Origin of the sequence: Kaistia nematophila (genome assembly GCF_026343855.1) — a bacterium.
Lineage (GTDB): Bacteria > Pseudomonadota > Alphaproteobacteria > Rhizobiales > Kaistiaceae > Kaistia > Kaistia nematophila.
In genome coordinates this window covers 322,325-338,171 of sequence record NZ_JAPKNK010000003.1, presented here as the reverse complement: position 1 = coordinate 338,171, position 15,847 = coordinate 322,325, and the positions used below count along the sequence as shown (strand labels likewise).

At 67.1% G+C, this 15,847-nt stretch carries 13 protein-coding genes and 1 pseudogene; 6 read left to right on the top strand and 8 right to left on the bottom strand.

Going from position 1 to position 15,847, the window contains the following annotated elements:
• Nucleotides 1–6: 6 nt before the first annotated feature.
• Nucleotides 7–2,253 (bottom strand): annotated as a pseudogene (locus OSH07_RS10060) (heavy metal translocating P-type ATPase); the annotation flags it as partial.
• 171 nt (nucleotides 2,254–2,424) lie between these two features.
• Here OSH07_RS10060 and OSH07_RS10055 point away from each other — a divergent pair.
• Nucleotides 2,425–2,622, top strand: coding sequence for a heavy-metal-associated domain-containing protein (locus tag OSH07_RS10055; protein WP_266338496.1), 198 nt, complete (start codon nucleotides 2,425–2,427; stop codon nucleotides 2,620–2,622).
• Nucleotides 2,623–2,684: 62 nt separating this feature from the next.
• Here OSH07_RS10055 and OSH07_RS10050 read toward each other — a convergent pair whose 3' ends face one another.
• Nucleotides 2,685–3,098, bottom strand: coding sequence for a DoxX family protein (locus OSH07_RS10050; RefSeq protein WP_266338665.1), 414 nt, complete (start codon nucleotides 3,096–3,098; stop codon nucleotides 2,685–2,687).
• A gap of 197 nt (nucleotides 3,099–3,295) precedes the next feature.
• On the opposite strand from OSH07_RS10050, the gene OSH07_RS10045 reads away from it, so the two are divergent.
• Nucleotides 3,296–3,520: a hypothetical protein gene (locus OSH07_RS10045; RefSeq protein WP_266338495.1), complete on the top strand. Its 225-nt coding sequence runs from the start codon at nucleotides 3,296–3,298 to the stop codon at nucleotides 3,518–3,520.
• A gap of 140 nt (nucleotides 3,521–3,660) precedes the next feature.
• Here the strand turns inward: OSH07_RS10045 and OSH07_RS10040 are convergent, their stop codons facing one another.
• Nucleotides 3,661–5,160: an FGGY-family carbohydrate kinase gene (locus OSH07_RS10040; protein WP_266338494.1), complete on the bottom strand. Its 1,500-nt coding sequence runs from the start codon at nucleotides 5,158–5,160 to the stop codon at nucleotides 3,661–3,663.
• A 58-nt stretch (nucleotides 5,161–5,218) separates the two neighbouring features.
• Complete coding sequence (locus OSH07_RS10035) at nucleotides 5,219–6,100, bottom strand: DeoR/GlpR family DNA-binding transcription regulator (RefSeq protein WP_266338493.1); 882 nt, start codon at nucleotides 6,098–6,100, stop codon at nucleotides 5,219–5,221.
• Between the two features lie 133 nt (nucleotides 6,101–6,233).
• Here OSH07_RS10035 and OSH07_RS10030 point away from each other — a divergent pair, with 133 nt between their 5' ends.
• Nucleotides 6,234–7,016: an SDR family NAD(P)-dependent oxidoreductase gene (locus OSH07_RS10030; protein ID WP_266338492.1), complete on the top strand. Its 783-nt coding sequence runs from the start codon at nucleotides 6,234–6,236 to the stop codon at nucleotides 7,014–7,016.
• Between the two features lie 93 nt (nucleotides 7,017–7,109).
• On the opposite strand, the gene OSH07_RS10025 is transcribed toward OSH07_RS10030, so the two are convergent.
• From OSH07_RS10025 to OSH07_RS10010, 4 genes are all read right to left on the bottom strand, one after another.
• Nucleotides 7,110–8,330, bottom strand: a complete 1,221-nt coding sequence (locus tag OSH07_RS10025; protein WP_266338491.1) for an MFS transporter — start codon at nucleotides 8,328–8,330, stop codon at nucleotides 7,110–7,112.
• 153 nt (nucleotides 8,331–8,483) lie between these two features.
• Nucleotides 8,484–9,680, bottom strand: a complete 1,197-nt coding sequence (locus OSH07_RS10020; RefSeq protein WP_266338664.1) for an amidohydrolase family protein — start codon at nucleotides 9,678–9,680, stop codon at nucleotides 8,484–8,486.
• 8 nt (nucleotides 9,681–9,688) lie between these two features.
• Nucleotides 9,689–10,732, bottom strand: a complete 1,044-nt coding sequence (locus OSH07_RS10015; RefSeq protein ID WP_266338490.1) for a questin oxidase family protein — start codon at nucleotides 10,730–10,732, stop codon at nucleotides 9,689–9,691.
• Nucleotides 10,733–10,746: 14 nt separating this feature from the next.
• Nucleotides 10,747–12,171 carry an FAD/NAD(P)-binding protein gene (locus tag OSH07_RS10010; RefSeq protein ID WP_266338489.1) on the bottom strand — a complete coding sequence of 475 codons (1,425 nt, stop codon included), beginning with the start codon at nucleotides 12,169–12,171 and terminating at the stop codon, nucleotides 10,747–10,749.
• Between the two features lie 343 nt (nucleotides 12,172–12,514).
• On the opposite strand from OSH07_RS10010, the gene OSH07_RS10005 reads away from it, so the two are divergent.
• The 3 genes from OSH07_RS10005 to OSH07_RS09995 all read left to right on the top strand — a co-directional run bounded on the left by OSH07_RS10005 (nucleotide 12,515) and on the right by OSH07_RS09995 (nucleotide 15,801).
• On the top strand, nucleotides 12,515–13,795 hold the full coding sequence (locus OSH07_RS10005) for an ABC transporter substrate-binding protein (protein WP_266338488.1): 1,281 nt from the start codon (nucleotides 12,515–12,517) through the stop codon (nucleotides 13,793–13,795).
• A gap of 240 nt (nucleotides 13,796–14,035) precedes the next feature.
• A complete protein-coding gene (locus OSH07_RS10000) occupies nucleotides 14,036–14,986 on the top strand; it encodes a carbohydrate ABC transporter permease (protein ID WP_266338487.1) in 951 nt (316 codons plus the stop codon).
• Nucleotides 14,983–15,801 carry a carbohydrate ABC transporter permease gene (locus tag OSH07_RS09995; RefSeq protein ID WP_266338486.1) on the top strand — a complete coding sequence of 273 codons (819 nt, stop codon included), beginning with the start codon at nucleotides 14,983–14,985 and terminating at the stop codon, nucleotides 15,799–15,801. The genes OSH07_RS10000 and OSH07_RS09995 overlap by 4 nt, the downstream gene beginning before the upstream one ends.
• The last annotated feature ends 46 nt before the right edge of the window (nucleotides 15,802–15,847 follow it).

Sequence of the window (15,847 nt, the reverse complement as noted above, 5' to 3'; positions counted from 1 at the left end):
TCCTGGCTATTCGATGGGCCGGTAGCGCTTCAGGCGAAGCGCGTTGCCGACGACGAAGACGCTCGACATCGCCATGGCGCCGGCCGCCAGCATCGGCGACAGCAGCCAGCCATAAGCCGGATAGAGTGCGCCGGCGGCGATCGGGATCAGGGCGGCATTGTAGGCGAAGGCCCAGAACAGGTTTTCCTTGATGTTGCGGATCGTCGCTTCCGACAGGCCGATCGCCTTGACCACGCCGCCGACATCGCCGGACATCAGCACGACATCGGCGCTCTCGATGGCGACGTCGGTGCCGGTGCCGATGGCGAGGCCGACATCGGCGGCCGCGAGCGCCGGCGCGTCGTTGATGCCGTCGCCGACGAAGGCGACCCTGGCGCCGCGCGCCCTAAGCCGTTCCACCGCCTCGACCTTTCCGTCCGGCAGCACCTCGGCCAGCACCTCGTCGATGCCGAGCCTTCTCGCGATCGCCTCGGCGGTGGCGCGGTTGTCGCCCGTCACCATGACGACGCGGCGGCCGAGCTTGTGCAGGCTCGCCACGGCGGCGGCGGAGCTCGGCTTGACCGGATCGGCGATGGCGAGGATCGCGGCGAGCTTGCCGTCGATCGCGGCATAGAGCGGCGACCGGCCTTCCTCGCCGAGGCGGGCGGCCTCGCCGGCGAAGGCGGAAATGTCGATGCCGAGCTTCGCCATCAAGCGATCGGCGCCGACCGTCACGGCGCGGCCATCGGCTTCGGCGCGGACGCCATAGCCGGGGAGAGCCTCGAAGCCGGTGACTTCAGGGAGATCAAGGTGCGCTTCCTTCGCCGCGGCGACGAGCGCGGCGCCGATCGGATGTTCCGAACGGCCTTCGACGGCGGCGACGAGGCGCAGCACGGCGTCGCGCTCGGCGGGGTTAACAGCGATGAGATCCGTTAACCCGGGACGCCCTTCCGTCAGCGTTCCGGTCTTGTCGATGGCGACGATCGAGGTGTCGCGCAGCGTCTGCAGCGCGTCGCCCTTGCGGAACAGCACGCCGAATTCCGCGGCCCTTCCGGTCGCGACCATGATCGAGGTCGGCGTGGCGAGCCCCATGGCGCAGGGGCAGGCGATGATCAGCACGGCGACGGCGTTGACGAGCGCGAAGGAGAGGGCCGGCTCGGGACCGAAGGCGAGCCAGACGCCGAAGGTGACGAGCGCCGCCGCCATCACGGCCGGAACGAACCATTGCGTGACCTTGTCGACCAGCGCCTGGATCGGCAGCTTGGCGCCCTGCGCGCTTTCTACCATGCGGATGATCTGCGCCAGCACCGTGTCGGCACCGACCTTTTCGGCGCGGAAGGAGAAGCTGCCGGTCTTGTTGATGGTACCGCCGACGACCTTCGCGCCGGCCGTCTTTTCGACCGGCACCGGCTCGCCGGTGATCATCGCCTCGTCGACGAAGGACGAGCCGTCGGTGACGCTGCCGTCGACGGGGATCTGGTCGCCGGGACGCACGAGCAGGATGTCGCCGACCTTGACCGCGTCGAGCTCGACCTCGACCGGTCCGCCGTCGCGCAGCAGGCGCGCGGTCTTCGGGCGCAGCTTGACCAGCTTGCGGATGGCGGCGCCCGTCCGCCCCTTGGCGCGGGCCTCGAGCATGCGGCCGAACAGCACCAGCGTGACGATGACGGCCGCCGCCTCGAAATAGACGTAGCCGGTGCCTTCCGGCAGAAGGCCGGGCAGGAAGGTGGCGACGGCCGAATAGAGATAGGCGGCGCCGGCGCCGATCGCGACGAGCGCGTTCATGTCCGGGGCAAGGCGGGCGAGGGCCGGAATGCCCTTTTGGAAGAAGCGCAGGCCCGGGCCGAACAGCACCAGCGTCGTCAGCGCGAACTGCAGGTAGCTGTTCCAGGGGCCGAGCGTCATCGTCACCCAGTGATGCAGCGCCGGGATCAGGTGCGAGCCCATCTCGACGATGAAGACCGGCAGCGTCAGCGCCGCGGCGACCGCGAGCGAGCGGGCCAGCGCGGATGCCTCGGCGTCGCGCTTCTCGGAGAGGTCGTCGGGCGCGTCCGTGGCGACGATGGCGCGGGCCTCGTAGCCGATCTTGCGCACCGCCTCTTCGAGCGCGGCGGCCGAGACGACGCCGGCCGGCGCCAGGATGGTAGCCCGCTCCGTCGCCAAGTTGACGTTGGCGCTGGAGACGCCGGGAACCTTCGCCAGCGCCTTCTCGACCCGCGCGACGCAGGAGGCGCAGGTCATGCCCTCGATCGCGAGGTCGAGTTCCTTCTCGGGCGTGAGAGACCGAGGAGAGGGGAGGCTTGTCATCGGAAATGCCCTTCGTCTGGCGTGATGACGATATAGGTAAAGCTTCTCATTATGGGAAGGTCAAGGGCGCTTTTCGGGGCTTGACCTTGCCATGATGGGAAGGTCCATATCCGGCTCGATCAACGAACGGAGCCCGGAATGCTGACATTGAATATCAAGGACATGTCGTGCGGCCACTGCGTCTCGACGGTGCAGAAGACCGTGAAGGCGCTCGATCCCGCCGCCGAGGTCGCGACGGATCTCGCCTCGAAGACCGTGCGCATCGAGAGCACGGCCGAGGCGGGCGCGATCGTTGCCGCGCTCGAGGAGGCCGGCTATCCGAGCGAGCGAGTCTAAAGCGATTTCGAGCGCAGCGGATACCGGTCGCCCGAAGAAATCGTGACCAGATAGAGAGCTGGCTAGCGCTCGTTGTCCGGATCTCGCCGCCGCGCCAGCAGGCCGTCGACGCTCCAGGCGCCAGGGCCGGCGGCGGCGATATAGAGAAAGATGAAGCAGAACAGGATCGCTTCGATGCCGCCGTTCCGGAGCGGGAAGAAGTCGTTCGGCAGGTGGATCCAGAAATAGGCGATCGCCATCTCGCCAGACAGCAGGAACGCCACCGGCCCGGTGAACAGGCCGAGCAGCAGCAGCGGCGCGCCGATGATCTCGACGATGCCGGCGATCCAGAAGATCGAGAAGCGCGGCAGGTTGGAGAGCATCTCCGAATAGGGGAAGCCGAGCAGCTTCGCCGTGCCGAATTCCAGGAACACCAGCGCGGTGACGATGCGCAGCACCGACAGGATTTGAGGCCGCCACGCGCGCAGGATCGGCATGCTCTGCCATCGCGCCGCGGGAGACCGGTTGCGGCCGATTGCGCCGCCGCTTGGATCGCTCATGTTCGCCTCCATTCCGATCACCTCCATGCCCGTCTGGAAATAGCGCCCGCTGCGCTATCGCCGCCCGGAGCGGAACGAAAACAGTCGTCGCGCCTTGTTTATTCGAAGGCGAGTTCAGGCAAGGAGGACGTATAGTGGCCGTCAAGGAATTGCTGAAATCGATGGTGCCCGGCCATGCCGCGCGTCACAGCCGCAAGTCGGAAAGCAAGCGTCTCGACAAGGCGTTGGAGGAAACCTTCCCGACGAGCGATCCGCCGGAGATGGTGCAGCCGGGTTCCGGCATCACCGGCGCCGAGGTGAAGCCGTCGAAGTTGTCACCGTCGCAACTGGCGAAGGGCAAGAAGCTCAAGCCGCACTGAGGCGGCGGAACGGGCGTCGGCCGCGGCCGATGCCCGTGGGATCAGGATGTCCGATTTCGAACCTCCCGAGCAAGACTGCGTGATTTTCGACCCCGAGGCCGAACGGCGCTCGGGGTCTTTTTTGTTGGGCGAGCCTCTACTTACGGCATGGCGAAGACGGGCTTCAGCGCCACATAGGCGGCGCGGTAGCGGGCATAGCCGTTGTCGTAGATTTCGCGGTTGGCGGGATTGGGGTGGATCAGCGCGCCCTGCGTAGCCAAGCTCGAAATGCCGCTCCAGTCGGTGGCGAGGCCGGTGCCGATGGCCGCGACCCAGGCCGCGCCGACCGACGATCCGTAGGGATTGTCGAGAAGCTGCACCGGCGCCCCGAGCACGTCGGCCATGATCTGCATCCAGACCCGGCTCTTGGTGCCGCCATCCGAGGCGAAGAAGCGGCTCGGCGCGTGGCCCATGTCGGCCAGAACGTCGACATGGTGGCGGAAGCCATAGGCGACGCCTTCGAGCAGCGCCCGCCAGAGATGGCCTTTGCCGTTGCCGAGGCTGAGGCCGATATAGGTGCCGCGCGCCAGCGGATCGTGGATCGGCGTCTTCTCGCCGAGGAAATAGGGCAGGCAGAGCACGCCGTCGCTGCCGGCGGGAACCGCGCCGGCGAGCCGGTCGAGCACGACATGCGGCCGCTCCTCGCCGTCGCCGTCCGCCAGCAGGCGGGCCATCCAGTTCAGGGCCGAGCCGGACGAGGCCATGCAGCCATTCGGCGCATAGAGGCCGGGAACGAGGTGGTAGTCGAGATAGAGGCGGGCATCCGGCTTGGCCTTGTCGGCCGCGACGACGATGTCGCCGGCGCCGCCGAACTTCAGCAGCACGTCGCCGTTCGAGGCGATGCCGGCGGCGAGCGCCGAGGCAATGTGGTCGGCGGCGCCACCGAAGATCGGCAGGCCCTCCGGCAGGCCCGTCTCGCGGGCCGCCTCGGCCGAGACCGTGCCCATCTGCTCATGCGTGACGGTGCGATCCGGCACGGCGCTGCGCGGAATGCCGGCGAGCGCCACGAGGTCGTCGGCGATGCGGTCGGTCGCGACGTCGGTGAAGCCGGCTTCCAGCGCCCAGTTCTGCTCGACGGCGCGGCGGCCGGTCAGGCGCCAGTTGATGTAGTCGTAGGAGCCGAACACGGTGGCGATGCGCGAGAAGACGTCCGGCTCGTGCCGGGCGATCCAGCGCAGCTTCGCCGCCACGAGCTGCTGGTTGACGCCGTTGCCGGTGCGCTTCAGGAAGGCCGCCTCGTCGATCTCGCGCTTCAGCCCCTCGACTTCCTCGCCGCAGCGGCCGTCGCTCTGCTGGATGCTGGGCCGCAGCACGCGGCCGCTGGCGTCGAGCAGCACCACCGCCGGCAGCATGCCGGTGACGCAGAGGCCGGCGAGCGAATCCGGGCCGTCGGGGAGGGCGGCGATCGTCTCGCGCAGCACCTCGCAGGTATTCGACCACCATTCGGCCGGATCCTCCTCGGCCCAGCTCGGCGAGGGCGAGGACAGAGTCACCGGGCGCGACGCCATGTGCAGGATCTGGTCGGGCACGCGCACGGCGATCGAGATGGTCGAGGTCGTGCCAATATCGAGGCCGATGACGGTGGTCTTTTGGGCGGGCATCCAGGACGTTCCAGTCTGTTGAAGGGGTACGCGCGGCCGGCGGCGGATGGCGCGGTGATCAGTCGGTTTGGGTTTCGGGCTCGGCTCCGGCGACGAGGACTTCGACGCCGGCGGCTTCGAGCGCCCTGGCGAGATGGGCGGGCGGGGCGGCGTCGGTCACCAGGATGTCGACGCCGGAGAGTTCGCACACCCGCGCCAGCGAGCGGTGATCGAATTTGGACGAATCGCACAGGATGACCACCTGGTCGGCGCGCGCGATGAAGGCGCGTTTCACCTCGGTGTCCTCGACCGAATAGTCGAAGAAGCCGGCCTCGATCAGGCCGGAAACGCCGATGAAGACGCGATCGATGTTGTAGTTCTGCAGTTCGCCGACCGCGCGCGAGCCGACCACGGATTGTTCGGGATCGCGCACCTCGCCGCCCAGCACATAGACCGGGCTTTTCGAGGCGGAGAGCGTCATGGCGGCGCGCAGGCTGTTGGTGAAGACGCGGAGATCGGCGCGATTCACCACCGCCTCGGCGAGCGTCAGCGTCGAGGTGCCGACATCGATGCCGATGGTCTCGCCCGGCCCGATCAGGCCGGCGGCGGCGGTGGCGATCGCGCTCTTGCCCCGGGCGTTGCGGTGGCGCCGGCGCTTGAAGGCCGGCTCCTCGAGATCGAACACCTCGCGCGGGTCGGAGGCGGAGGAAACCGCGCCGCCATGCGTGCGGGCGAGCAGGCCGCGTTCCTCCAGCGACACCAGGTCGCGCCGGATCGTCATCTCGGAGACACTGAGATTGCTGGCAATCTTCGACACGGAGACGAAGCCGTGCAGCTCGATCAGGTCGAGGATGAGGGACTGGCGCGCGCCGGCCGGCATGCGGCCATAGTCGCTGCCCGCGAGTTCGGGTTGCTCGAGTTCATGGCCCGTCGCGGAGCCCGTCATGGCGTCGGCTGGCATCGCAGTCTCCTTCCCGGGTGTTTAAACTGCAACATGAACGAACATTTGCAAACATTAATTCGCGCCGGGCCGTTGTAAAGTGTTCGCAATTGCGTTTTGTTGGGGCGGCATTTCGAGCAAGGAAACATACGACATGGCCGGCATTTTCGATCTCTCAGGGCGCAAGGCAATCGTCACCGGTGGATCGAAGGGCATCGGCGCGGCGATCGCGCGGGCCCTCGACAAGGCGGGCGCGACGGTGGCGATCGCCGATCTCGACGTGATGGCGGCACAGGCCGTCGTGGCAGGCCTGGAGAATGGCGGCTTCGCCGTCGAGGTCGACGTCACCAAGCGCGCCTCGGTCGACGCGGCGATGCAGAAGGCAATCGACGCGCTGGGCGGCTTCGACCTGCTCTGCGCCAATGCCGGCGTCTCGACCATGCGGCCGGCGGTCGACATCACCGACGAGGAATGGGACTTCAATTTCGACGTCAACGCGCGCGGCGTCTTCCTCGCCAATCAGATCGCCTGCCGGCATTTCCTGGCCAGCAACACCAAGGGCGTGATCGTCAACACAGCTTCGCTGGCCGCCAAGGTCGGCGCGCCATTGCTCGCGCATTACTCCGCCTCGAAGTTCGCCGTGTTCGGCTGGACGCAGGCGCTGGCGCGTGAAATGGCGCCGAAGAACATCCGCGTCAACTGCGTCTGCCCGGGCTTCGTCAAGACCGCCATGCAGGAGCGCGAGATCATCTGGGAAGCGGAACTCCGCGGCATGACGCCGGAAGCGGTGCGCGCCGAATATGTTTCGCTGACCCCGCTCGGCCGCATCGAGGAGCCGGAGGATGTCGCCGACGTCGTCGTCTTCCTCGCCTCCGACGCGGCCCGCTTCATGACCGGCCAGGGCATCAACGTCACCGGCGGCGTCCGCATGGACTGATCGACCGGAAGGTCGCCGGGCCTTGCCCGGCGGCGCTGAAGATATTCGAAAGCCCGGATCGGAGAACCGATCCGGGCTTTCGTCGTTTCGGGACTAGCGCGCGACGGCGCGGCTGCCGAAGAGTTCGGTCAGGTAGAACAGGAAGGCGGCGAGCGGGAAAGCGATGCCCGCCGTCAGGATGCCGGCCCAGCCGAAGGTCTCGTAGAGCGGGCTGGCGATGGCCGAGCCGACGGCGCCGCCCATGAAGATGGTGGCGACATAGATGCCGCTCAGGCGGCTGCGGATCGCCGGCGCCAGCATGAAGAGCGAGCGCTGGCCGAACACCATGTTCGCCTGGACGCAGAAATCGAGCAGGATCGCCGCGATCACCAGCGCCGCGATCGAGCCGACCGAGACGAGGCCGGACAGCGCGAAGGCGATCAGCACGCCAGCGATGGCGAGGCCGGTGCCGATCCGGCCGAAGCCGCGATCGGCGAGGCGGCCGGCAAACGGCGCCGAGATCGCGCCGGCGGCGCCGGCGAGCGCGAAGACGGCGATCTGCGTCTGCGTCAGGTGGAAGGGCTCGCCCGCCAGCTCGAGCGGCGCGCTGGTCCAGAACAGGCTGAAATCGGCGAACAGGGCAAACTGGTAGAAGGCGCGGCGGCGCAGGATCGGCGTATCGCGGAAGATCGACCAGAGCGAGCCGATCAGCTGCGCGTAGGTATGGCCGGAATGCGGATGGCGCTGCGGCAGGTGGCGGAGCAGCAGCAGCGCCAGGCCGATCATCAGCGCGGCGGAGGCGAAGAAGACGCCGCGCCAGCCGATCAAATCGGCCAGCACGCCGGCGAGCGGCCTGGCGAACAGGATGCCGACCATCAGCCCGCCCATGACGTTGCCGACCGTGCGGCCGCGCTCGGCGTCGCTCGCCATATGGGCCGCCATCGGCACCAGCACCTGCGCGATGCTGGAGCAGATGCCGATGAACAGAACCGCGCCCAGGAAGGGCAGGGCGCTCGGCGCGACGGCCGCGAGCAGCAGCGCGAAGGCGGTGACGCCGACGGCGATCAGCACCAGCTTCTTGTTCTCGATGATGTCGCCGAGCGGCACCATCAGCATCAGGCCGAGGCCGTAGCCGATCTGGGTCAGCGTCACGACGAGGCTGGCGAGCTTCGGCGGCAGCCCGACATCCGGGCCGATCAGGGCGATCAGCGGCTGGGCGTAGTAGAGGTTGGCGACGATGGCGCCGCAGGCGGCGGCCATCAGGAAGGTCAAGGGCGCGGAAATCGTCGCGGGCGCCGGCGCGGGGCCGACGCCGGATGGATCTGGCAAACGCATGAGACGGGCTCTTGTTGTGGTGGCGGGCGTTCGCGAGCGCGACGTCGGGCCGTTCCGAAATTCAGGGGCGATTGGCAACAGATGGCAGCTTTTGCCTGCCAATCCAATCATCCCTAAGGATTAACACCGTTCACGTTCGCGAGGGCCGTCCCGTCAGTCCCGCGACGTCAGCACGCCCTCCAGCGCTACCAGCCTTCCGCGCTTGATCACAGTGCGGCCGCGCGGCGAGCCGGCTACCGCCTCCGGCACCGAGGCCGCGTCGAGCAGGACGATGTCGGCGCGGTTGCCCGGCGCTAGACCGTAATGGCCTATGCCGAGCACGCTTGCCGGGATCTCGGTGACCATCGAGAAGGCGTGTTCCAGGTCGGGATCGGCCAGGAATTCCTGCCGGTAGCCGATGATCTGGGCGCGGCGCAGCAGGTCGCCATCGCCATAGGGCGACCAGGCGTCGCGGATGTTGTCGGAGCCGGCGAAGACGGTGACGCCGGCGGCCTTCAGCCGCTTGACCGGCGGCATGGCGACGGGGCCGGGGCCGTTGGTCATGATGGAGACGCGGGCGTTTGCCAGCGCCTCGGCGGTGCGGAAAAATTCGAAATCGTCGATCTGGCCGAGCGCGAAGGCGTGGCTGACGGCGACCTTGCCCTCGAGCCCGAGCGCCACGGTGCGGGCGGCGATCTGGCGCAGCTCGAAGGCGCCGAGCGGGCCGGAATCGTGCAAATGGATGTCGACGCCGACACCGTGCTTCCCGGCGACGGCGAAGACGGCGTCGAGATGACCGGTGACGTCTTGGTCTATGCCGGCCGGGTCGAGCCCGCCGACGAGGTCGGCGCCCTCGCGGATCGCCGCGTCGAGCAGGTCGGCGACGCCGGGATCGATCCGGATACCGCTCTGCGGGAAGGCGACGATCTGGATGTCGACCAGGTCCCAGTAGCGCTCCTTGAGTCGCAGCAGCGCGTGCAGGCCCTTCAGCCCGACCTCGGTGTCGATGTCGACATGGCTGCGGAGGCTGCCGGTGCCGAAGGCGGCGATCTGCTCGATCAGCCGGCCGCCGCGTTCCTCGACGGGCAGCGCCACGGTGCGGCGAAGTTCCTTCTCGGCGGCGATCCGCAGCGCGACGGTATCGCCGGGGATATGCGGAATGAAGGGCAGGCCGAGCAGCGTCTTGTCGAGATGGATGTGGCCTTCGACGAAGGAAGGCGTCGCCAGCCGGCCGCCGGCGTCGATGCGGTCGCGATCGGCCGGCGCCTCGCCGGCGGGCACGATGGCGGCGATGGTCTCCCCGGCGATCAGGATGTCGATCGGGCGGCCGTCGACGGCGCGCGCGCCGGCGACCACCAGGGTCGGTTGCAGCGATGGCATCAGGCGATCAGTCCCATCCGGCGGGCGGCGACGACGCGGTAGAGGCGGTCGCCATACACGGCTTCCTCCTCGCGGGCGGAGAAGACCAGGCTGATGTCGTGCTCGTCGTCGGACTGGGTGGCGACGGCGGCGATTTCGGGCCAGCCGGGCGCCGGCAAATGGCGCCATTCGTCGAGCTGCTCGGCGCTGGGCAGGCTCGGGAAGCCGATCTTCGGCACCAGCGAGGCGATGATCTGCCAGAAATAGCGTTGCAGCGCCGGCCGGTCGGCCTCGTCGAGATGCGGGCCGATAAGGCGGATCCAGTGCGAGCCGGTCAGCGCGTGCAGGGCGGAAAAGTCCATCGTCGCGGCGAAGAGCGCCAGCGAGGTCGCGGCGAGGCGGCGGCCCGTGTCGGGCCCGATTTCCAGCCAGTCGACGACCGGCGCGAAATCCGGCTTCTCGCCGGCGGCGCGGATGTTGTGCCAGAGCAGGTCGGTTTCCGCCTCGATCTGGTGCAGGTCCGCCAGCCCGCAGGCTCGCGCCAGGACCTGGCCGGGATCGTCGGTGGTCGGCGTGGCGCCGGTGGCGCGCGGCATGGAGAGATACGTCGTGGACCAGTAGCCGAGCGCCGTCCCGACCTCGGTCGGGTCCATCCGCATCAGGCCGTAGGCGGTCCGCATCATGCCGTGGGTGGCGCTCGCGCCGATGCCGGGGATCAAGGTCGGCAGGTAGGTCTGGATCGCGGAATCGATGCCGATCCGGCGCACTTCCGCTTCGAAGAAGGCTCGATAGTCGTATTCGCGCGTGCGGTCGCCGAGCGCGTCGGTCCAGCGGTCGCGCTGGATCGGCGCCACGGGCGGCGGCGTCGGCACCAGCCCGTTGGTGGTGCGATAGGTCTCGAAATACTCGCGCAGCCGCTCGCTCGACGCGCCCAGCCGATCGAGCGCCACGATGATCATGGGCAGATGGTTTGCCAGCAGCACGGGGAACTCGGCGCTGAACAACCGGACCTCGACGAGCAGCTCGTCGACCGTGTCAGGCTCGGTGCGCGGAGAAAGGGCCATGGGTTTCCTCGGAATTACTTTTTTAAGTTATCAGCGCGGAAGTGAACTTCGTCATAGGCCATCAACTCCGCATAGTGCCGGTCCGCGTCGTCGAGGAAAAGACCCTTTGTCAGCGCCGCGACCATCCTCGGCACGCCGTATTTGAGGCCGGTGATGCCGTTGCAGATCGGGCCGAGGCTGGGCACGGCGCCATTGTTGAAGACATGGATGTTGGCGAGGTGGGGGGCGCTGCCCGGCACCTTCTCGGTGAATTCGAAGGCGCGGCCGAGATAGGGATAGCGGCCGAGGCTCGCATCCGCCTCGCCCTCCGGCGCCACGAAGCGGTCCGACCAGAGCGCGATGTCGTCGACGAGATTGGCGAGCTCCGGCCGGCGGCTCAAGTCGATGTCATAGCCGGTGCCGAGCAGCAAATGGTCGAAATCGAACCGGCCGCGCGGCGTGTCGAGACGGATGCGGCCATCCTCGATGCCGAGCCGCTCGGGCGGGCAGCCGAGCTCGAGGCGGAAATTCGGGAAGGCGCGCGCGGCGTTGAACATCTCCGTCGTCGGCGGCGTCTTGAAATCGAAGAAGCGGCGCATGAAGCGCCAGCGGCGCAGGTCGTCGAGATCGGCGAAATGGCCGAGGAAGCCTGGGAAATTGGTCCAGGCCAGCACTTCCGTCCGGGAGAACTCGGTGGCGCGGCCGAAGAGCGTCGCCGAGCGCGCGCCGGCGCGGAGCGCCGCCGTCGCCCAGTCGAAGGCGGAGGAGGACGAGCCGAGGATGCCGACGTCGCGGCCGGCGAGGCGCGTCACGTCGATCCGCTCGCCGCTATGGGTCCAGGCGTCGCGCGGCAGGCTTTCTGAGACGATCGCCGGCACGGAATGGCCGCCCGCGCCCTCGATGCCGGTGGCGAGCACGACCTTGCGCGTATAGATCCGCTCGGGGCCGTTCGGCCCCTCGACGGAAAGCGCCAGGCCGTCCGGATAGGGCTCCATGGCGATCAGCGTCGTCTCGTTGCGGACGGCGAGGCCGGTGACGCGGCGATACCAGCGCAGATATTCCATCCAGTCTTCCCGGCTGATCTTGCCGACGCTTTCCCAAGCCTCGGCGCCGTGGATCGCCTCGTGCCAGGCGCGGTAGGTGAGGCTCGGCACGCCGAGGTCGGGGCCGGCGAGGTGCTTGGGCGAGCGCAGCGTGTCCATGCGCGCGCAGGTCAGCCAGGGGCCTTCCTCGCCCTCGGCGCGGGAATCGAGCAGCAGCACGTTGACGACACCCTGCCGCTTCAACCCGAAGCCGATCGAGAGGCCGGAAAGGCCGGCGCCGATGACGACGACATCCTGCACGGGCGCGCCCTCCGGTCCGCCGCGCGCCGGAATCCAGGCCTTCGGCGCCGCCTCGATCCAGGTCAGGTCGGCGGCGATTTTCCGTTCCAGTTCGGCGAGTTGTGGACAAACGGTCATGCGGAGCACCCTCATTCGGGAAGGATTGCATCGTAGCTTATTGCCGCTTCTCTGCGCGCGATGTAAAAATAGGCAATCGCTGGATTGCCTTCACTTTTGCAGCGAAGCGCGAATTCGCGGTAATATGCGGGCCAAAGGTTTACAAACGAACATTGAGATTGTTCTATCGGAAACATCGCTCTGCAAGCTGACTTCAAGTTAGGCAGGCTGCCAATTTAATAAATCACCTTGATGAAATCTGCTCAAGGCCGCCGCACGCGAAATAGAAGGTAATTCTTGAGTGCGGTATTGTTTGATGTAAGCTCCGCCGTGACCCTTGTCGCAATGAAAGAGAGTCATAGGAATGAGCACCGCATCGCTGTTGAAGCTCGGAGTCGCCGGGCTTGTTTACGTGGGAATCGCGGGCGCGGCCCACGCCGCAGACAAGCCGCTGGCCGGTATCACCCTGAACCTCGCCTCGCAGAACGACCAGTTCGCACCGGTGATCGCCAAGCTGGCCCCGAAGTTCGAGGAAGCGACGGGCGCCACGGTCAAGGTCGACATTCTCGACTACGGCTCTCTCCTCACCAAGACCCAGGCGGATTTCGTCGGCCATACCAAGAATTACGACCTGGTGACGATGGATATCGTCTGGGCTGGCCAGTATGCTGACAATAAATACACCGTCGACCTCACCGACTGGATCAAGCGCGACGCCGAGGAGATGAAGCTCGACGACATCTACCCGTCGACCATCAAGTATATCGGCCAGTATGACGGCAAGCAGGTGGCCTTCCCGTTCGCGGGTTACGCCGCGGTGCTCGCCTATCGCAAGGATCTGCTGGAGGCGGCCGGCCTGAAGGTGCCGGAAACGGCCGAAGAGTTCGTCGAGGCGGCCTACAAGCTGACCGACCCGGCCAAGAAGCAGTATGGCTTCGTCGCCAATGGCCAGAAGGGGCCGGCGGTGGCTCAGGACTGGCTGCAGTACAACGCCCAGCTCGGCGGCTCGGTGCTCGGCCCGGACGGCAAGCCGGCGATCAATTCGGAAGCCAATATCAACAGCCTCAAGGTCTACAAGGAGCTGTTCGACAAGGCGGCCCCTCCCGGCGCCGTCGACTATGACTGGGGCGGCCGCGAGGAGAGCTTCCGCCAGGGCCTGGTCGCCATGATGGAGACGTGGTCGGTCGGCGCGCCCGGCTATTATGACCCGTCGATGTCGAAGATCGTCGACAACGTCGCCATTACGACGACGCCGGTCGCCAAGGGCCTGCCGGTCAAGTACGGCCTCGGCGGCTGGGGCATGGGCATCAACGCCGACATCGACCCTGCTCAGCAGGAAGCCGCCTGGAAGTTCATCAAGTGGCTGACCAGCCCGGAAATCCAGAAGGAATTCAACCTGGAAGGCGCCGGCAGCTACATCCGCAAGTCGACACTGGCCGACCCGGACCTGAACAAGAAGTTCCCCTACCTGCCGGTGATCGCCAAGTCGTTCGAGAATGCCGACGGCGACTATCGTCCGCGCATTCCGCAGTATCCGGAGATCCAGGACCTGCTCGGCACCGCCGTGAACGCGGTTCTGGTCGGCGGCACCGACCCGAAGGCGGCGCTCGACGAAGTGCAGGAAAAGGCTGAGAAGCTGTTCTGAGCCGATTGTGATCCGGGCGAGGGCGTCGCGCTCTCGCTCGGATTCTTCCCTGTCCGTGGCGCAGGGAGCTGTTGCCCTGATGGCTCTGCTTGGGGCGATACGCTCTCGATATCGGACGGGTGAGATCTGGGGTCGGATTGCCCGGGTGGAACCCGGCCTTTGCCTCTCCCCCGCGGAGGGGTAAGGAAGCGTACCGATGCTTCCGCTTTGACGATACAGATCCAGCTAGGGTGTTCCGCATTGGCCACGACGTCCGTCGGCTCCATTGATTTCCCCCAGCGCAAGGCAACCGGCCTGCGCTTCCAGGATCGGCGCAGGCTCTTCCTCCTCGCCCTCACCATTCCTGCCGTGGTCTATGTCGTGCTGGTTGCGCTGTGGCCGCTGGCGCAGGGCATCTGGTACTCGTTCTTCGACTACAATCTTCTGCGCGGCGGCGGCCGGCGGACCTTCGTCGGTCTCGCCAACTATGCGGAGCTGCTCACGGATTCGACGGCGCGGCGGGCGCTGATCAACACCTTCGTCTTCACCTTCGCCGCGGTGGCGCTCGAATTCGCCATCGGGCTCGGACTGGCGCTGCTGCTCTGGCGCGACGGTCGCTTCAACCGCATCTGCCTCGCCTTCCTGCTGATCCCGGTCACCATCACGCCGGTCGTCGTCGGCCTGATCTTCCGGGCGCTGCTCGCCGTCGATTACGGCTTCTTCGGCTATTACCTGGCCGAATGGGGCATTTCCGGCCCGCGCGGCTTCCTCGCCTCGACGACGGCGGCGCTGCCGGTCGTGATCCTGATCGACGTCTGGGAGTGGACGCCGCTGGTGGCGCTGATCCTGCTCGCCGGCCTCAAGTCGCTGCCGGGCGACATTCTCGAGGCGGCCTCGGCGGATGGCGCGACGGCGTTGCAGCGCTTCCGCATGATCGTGCTGCCGCTTCTGCTGCCGACCGTGTTCCTGGCGCTGGTGCTGCGCGTGATGGACGCGTTCCGCGTCTTCGACATCATCTTCGTCACCACCGGCGGCGGTCCCGGCGACGCCACCAATTCGCTGATGGTCTTCGGCGTGAAGCAGGGCCTCCAGTTCTTCAATATCGGCTTCGCCTCGGCGATCGGCAACGTCGCCATCCTGTGCATCGCCGTCCTCTGTGCCGTGTTCACCCTGCTGATCCGCCGGGCCGATGTGAGGGCCAACGAGAGATGAAAGCCCGCGCCCGCCAGATCGCCCTCGAGCGCACCACGCTCGTCGTCATCCTCGTCCTCTACCTGATCCCGGTGCTCTGGCTGGTCTCGACCGCCTACAAGCCGCCGCGCGAGATCTTCTCGTCACCGCCGAGCTTCACCTTCTCGCCGACGCTGGTGAATTTCGAGCGCATCTTCCAACTGTTCGATGTCTGGCAATTGCTGAAGTCGAGCATCGTGATGAGCCTCGGCACCACGGTGCTGTCGCTGCTGCTCGGCGTGCCGGCCGGCTACGCGCTGGCGCGGGCGAAGTGGCGCTATGCCATCGCCGTCGCCTATTTCTTCCTGGCGATCCGCACCGTGCCGATCATCGCGACGCTGATCCCGTTCTATCTGATGATGCGCGACATCGGCCTGCTCGGCACCTGGTGGGCGGTGGTGCTGCTCAACACGACGCTGAACTGCGCCTTCGTCACCTGGATGATGTTCTCCTATTTCCGCGCCTTGCCGCGCGACATGGAGGAGGCGGCGCTGACCGACGGCTGCACGCTCTGGGGCGCGTTCTACCGCGTCGCCCTGCCGACCGTGGTCCCCGGCATCATCGCCAGCGCGCTGTTCTGCATCATGTTCTCGTGGAACGACTTCCTGACACCGATGTTCCTGACCAACTCCGACACCAAGCCGCTGTCGGTGGCGTTGCTCTCCGCCTTCGGCACCAAGGACATCACCTGGGGCACGCTCGGCGCGCTGGCGCATTTCTCCACCATCCCGATCGTGCTGATGGCGCTGTTCCTGAACCGCTATTTCGTGCAGGGTCTCACCAAGGGCGTCCACTGAGGCGGGGGGGAGCTTTCCCGGACCAAAAAGAGGGACGCCGGTTCCG

Coding starts and splice junctions, on each gene's coding strand:
- OSH07_RS10055 (WP_266338496.1), top strand. CDS start 2,425: ATGCTGACATTGAATATCAAGGACATGTCGTGCGGCCACTGCGTCTCG.
- OSH07_RS10015 (WP_266338490.1), bottom strand. CDS start 10,732: ATGGCCCTTTCTCCGCGCACCGAGCCTGACACGGTCGACGAGCTGCTC.
- OSH07_RS10030 (WP_266338492.1), top strand. CDS start 6,234: ATGGCCGGCATTTTCGATCTCTCAGGGCGCAAGGCAATCGTCACCGGT.
- OSH07_RS09995 (WP_266338486.1), top strand. CDS start 14,983: ATGAAAGCCCGCGCCCGCCAGATCGCCCTCGAGCGCACCACGCTCGTC.
- OSH07_RS10010 (WP_266338489.1), bottom strand. CDS start 12,171: ATGACCGTTTGTCCACAACTCGCCGAACTGGAACGGAAAATCGCCGCC.
- OSH07_RS10005 (WP_266338488.1), top strand. CDS start 12,515: ATGAGCACCGCATCGCTGTTGAAGCTCGGAGTCGCCGGGCTTGTTTAC.
- OSH07_RS10035 (WP_266338493.1), bottom strand. CDS start 6,100: ATGCCAGCCGACGCCATGACGGGCTCCGCGACGGGCCATGAACTCGAG.
- OSH07_RS10025 (WP_266338491.1), bottom strand. CDS start 8,330: ATGCGTTTGCCAGATCCATCCGGCGTCGGCCCCGCGCCGGCGCCCGCG.
- OSH07_RS10050 (WP_266338665.1), bottom strand. CDS start 3,098: ATGCCGATCCTGCGCGCGTGGCGGCCTCAAATCCTGTCGGTGCTGCGC.
- OSH07_RS10040 (WP_266338494.1), bottom strand. CDS start 5,160: ATGCCCGCCCAAAAGACCACCGTCATCGGCCTCGATATTGGCACGACC.